Consider the following 2862-nt stretch of genomic DNA (forward strand, 5'->3'; position numbering starts at 1 on the left):
CGCGCCGCCCCCCCGCCACGTCTGTGCTGAGCGGGCCGGGGGGGTTTGCTTCGCGGGGCGGGTGTGCACACGGGCGCCCCCTATGAGGCCGCCGTAGTCGTGCGGGGTGGTGTGCGAGGGCACCCGCCGACGCGCCGGCAGAGTAGGCCGACGTGCCGGCAGCATCGTCGCGAATACGCAGATAGTGGATGGGCTCGGGTCCGCGTCGCCGCCCTGGGCATCTACCGATCGCGGCGCAGCTCGCGAGCCCGGCCGGGCGATTCGCGAGCTCCGGTTATCAGCTATCTCGATCGCGCCCCATCTGAGCCGATTCGGTGGAATCGTCCGGTGGTTCATCGGGTTTCCTCGCCGTGCCGGCACTACGGGCCCTAGCGCGGTACCGGTCGACGACGCACCGCTGTGAACCCTTTTGCGGTCGCATGGCAGATCGGACCGGGCGAATGCGACCGCTGCCTGCTCAGGCAGCTGGGCGTACTCCGTCAACCGGATACAGCCGTCCGGTCGCGGGCTGCTGTGCTGTCCGCGCCGGGCTGTAGTTCGTAGATGGCGAAAGCTTTACCGATCACCGGCTGGGCGACATTGCGTACCCGGATACCGCCCGGGGTGCTGCCACGCTCGGTACCGGCATGCGCGTGGCCGTGTACGGCCAGATCGGCTCCGTGGGTGTCGATGGGTTCCCCCAGCAGGTACGAGCCCAGGAACGGGTAGATCTCGCGTGGCTCCCCGTGCAGGGTGTCGCTGACGGGGGAATAGTGCGTGAGTACGACCGTGATATCGGTATCGAGTTCGGCCAGCGCGGTATCCAGGGCCGTCGCCAGCTCGATCGTGTGGCCCGCGAATTCGCGCATCAGCCGCTCCCCGAACACGCTCGCGCATTTACCGGCGAAACCCCCGCCGAAGCCTTTGGTGCCGGCGATACCGAGAGTCGCACCATCGATATCGAGCGTGGTGGCGGTGCCCTCCAGCACGGTGATTCCGCAGGATTGCAGCAGATCGGTCATTTCGGCTGCGGCATCGCTGTGATGATCGTGGTTGCCCAGTACCGCCACCACCGGGACCCCGACCTCGGCGAATTCGCGCGCGACGACCTCCGCTTCGGCCGGGGTCCCGTGCTTGGTCAGGTCGCCGGCCAGCAGCAGCACATCGGCCAGCGCCGGTAGTTCGCGTAGCGCGGGCCGCAACAGTCCGCCCGAATCGGTTCCCAGATGAACGTCTCCGACAGCGGCGATCCGCATCGGCACTCTCCCTTCCGATATCAGGTACCGAGATCTTCGCTTCCGCCCGGCCGGGCCGCCGCGGTGACGTGCACATCATTGTGAATCGGCAGGTCAGGGGCGATATCGTGGACCACTTCCTCGAGCATCAGCCGCCGCTGCGCGGTACTCACCTCGCCGTCGAGAACGACCACATCGCCACGGATCCGGACCTGCACGCCCTGTTCGGCCGTGCGCGGATCCTCGGCGAGCGCCCGATGGAGTTCGGCGGCCAGATACTCGGGCGGCCGTGGCCGGGAGGAATGTGGGGTACCGGACATCTACTGCGCCTTTCCGGAGGTATGCGAGGGGGCGATGGTTTCGGCGATACCGAGATCGTCGATCAACCCGAGGAACGCTTTCGCGTACGGCGAATGCTCGGTCTGGGCGCGGACCGCGGGCCAATCCACCTGTTCGCGCAGATCGCGGGAGATCCGCAGCAGCGGGCTCAGATCGAGCCGGTGCGCGTCGAAGACGAGCAGTTTGTCGACCAGCAGATCGGTGGCGTCGACCACGGGCGCCACGGCGGGACCCACCCGCATCACCTCGGCCCGGCCCAGCAGTGCGTCGTCGACTTCCCGGTTGTTGGGCCGGTGGATGATATCGATCAGGGTGTCGCCGTCGTAGGCCTTCGTCAGCCAATCCTCGGCCGCATCCGCCATCCGCAACCCCGCGCGTGCCAGTTCGCTGCGCGCCCGGGCGCTGTCCTCGGGTTTGACGAACAGATCGACATCGTGGTCGGAGGGCGGTCCGCCGCGCGCGTACACGGCGCAACCACCCGCCACGGCGAAAGGTATGCCCTCCTGTTTCAGGGCGTTCGCGGCCCGGGTCAAAGCGTGCAGCAACTGCTCCTCCGTCGGAACCATATTCGGCGGCTACCCGGGCATCGCATTGCTAATCAACCGGCGAACGGCCGATCGCCGCGTCGACCCCCGGGCCGTCCCCGTTGGCGGGATGCCCGGGCGCCGGCACTGCCGGCAGCTCAGCCCAGCGACGCGATCAGCACAATCGCCACCACCGCGAACACCGCGACGAGCGCGATCACAGCGATCACCGCGGCCACCCCGGTCGGCGGGAAACGGTGACTGGTCCGCGGTTCGGGCGCCGAAAGCCCCGAGGTCTGTGCGGTATCGGGCGGGGTGGAACCCGAGGGCACCCCGCCGCCGGGTTCCAGGTCCGGAGTCGCGGCCGGATCGGGGTCCATCGAATTCATGAGCACTTCCCCACTTTCGGTTGTCGCCGGGCGCGCCCGGCGGGGTAGGGTCGCCGTCCGCCCGGTCCACGGACAACTACCGGTGTGAGGGCCGGTGAGACGGCGGCGAGGATCGTTCGTCGCACCACGCGCGGCGCGTACCCGCTACCCCGCCACCCAATCGGGTCGCGCCGGGAAACCGTCAGCGGTCGCAGCGGCGGTGCCGGCGGTGGCTCGTATCGCACAGTGGATAGGTTCGCGATCGTTTACACAGGCAGAGCGCGACGAGAAAACGGTCCGCGTGGATCACCGCGCCGTCTGCGGTCACCAGTTCGACGGGGCCGTCGACCAGCGCAGGCCCGTCCTCGGTGAAAACGATCCGGGTCGGTTCGGCTCCCGCCGTGGGCGCCGTGCCGG

Annotated in this window: 5 protein-coding genes; all 5 read right to left on the reverse strand. The window is 68.7% G+C overall.

Annotated features, from left to right (window positions below; translation table 11 throughout):
- Positions 1-479 precede the first annotated feature (479 nt).
- On the reverse strand, positions 480-1235 hold the full coding sequence (locus QH196_RS16715) for a metallophosphoesterase family protein (protein WP_280416724.1): 756 nt from the start codon (positions 1233-1235) through the stop codon (positions 480-482).
- 20 nt (positions 1236-1255) lie between these two features.
- The gene (locus QH196_RS16720; RefSeq protein WP_280416725.1) at positions 1256-1534 is read right to left on the reverse strand and encodes a BON domain-containing protein; all 279 of its coding nucleotides are present in this window, start codon (positions 1532-1534) and stop codon (positions 1256-1258) included.
- Positions 1535-2119 (reverse strand): nucleotidyltransferase family protein, encoded by a 585-nt coding sequence (locus tag QH196_RS16725; RefSeq protein ID WP_280416726.1) that lies wholly within the window; start codon positions 2117-2119, stop codon positions 1535-1537. It lies immediately after the preceding gene.
- A gap of 116 nt (positions 2120-2235) precedes the next feature.
- A complete protein-coding gene (locus tag QH196_RS16730) occupies positions 2236-2466 on the reverse strand; it encodes a DUF6480 family protein (RefSeq protein WP_280416727.1) in 231 nt (76 codons plus the stop codon).
- A gap of 181 nt (positions 2467-2647) precedes the next feature.
- The coding region (locus QH196_RS16735; RefSeq protein WP_348538082.1) for a CDGSH iron-sulfur domain-containing protein at positions 2648-2862 on the reverse strand (215 nt) is incomplete at its 5' end.

It is taken from the genome of Nocardia carnea (genome assembly GCF_029868325.1).
GTDB classification, from domain to species: Bacteria; Actinomycetota; Actinomycetes; order Mycobacteriales; family Mycobacteriaceae; genus Nocardia; species Nocardia carnea_C.

Excerpts from the sequence above, each read along its gene's own strand:
- QH196_RS16715 (WP_280416724.1), bottom strand. The coding sequence starts at position 1,235 with ATGCGGATCGCCGCTGTCGGAGACGTTCATCTGGGAACCGATTCGGGC.
- QH196_RS16720 (WP_280416725.1), bottom strand. The coding sequence starts at position 1,534 with ATGTCCGGTACCCCACATTCCTCCCGGCCACGGCCGCCCGAGTATCTG.
- QH196_RS16725 (WP_280416726.1), bottom strand. The coding sequence starts at position 2,119 with ATGGTTCCGACGGAGGAGCAGTTGCTGCACGCTTTGACCCGGGCCGCG.
- QH196_RS16730 (WP_280416727.1), bottom strand. The coding sequence starts at position 2,466 with ATGAATTCGATGGACCCCGATCCGGCCGCGACTCCGGACCTGGAACCC.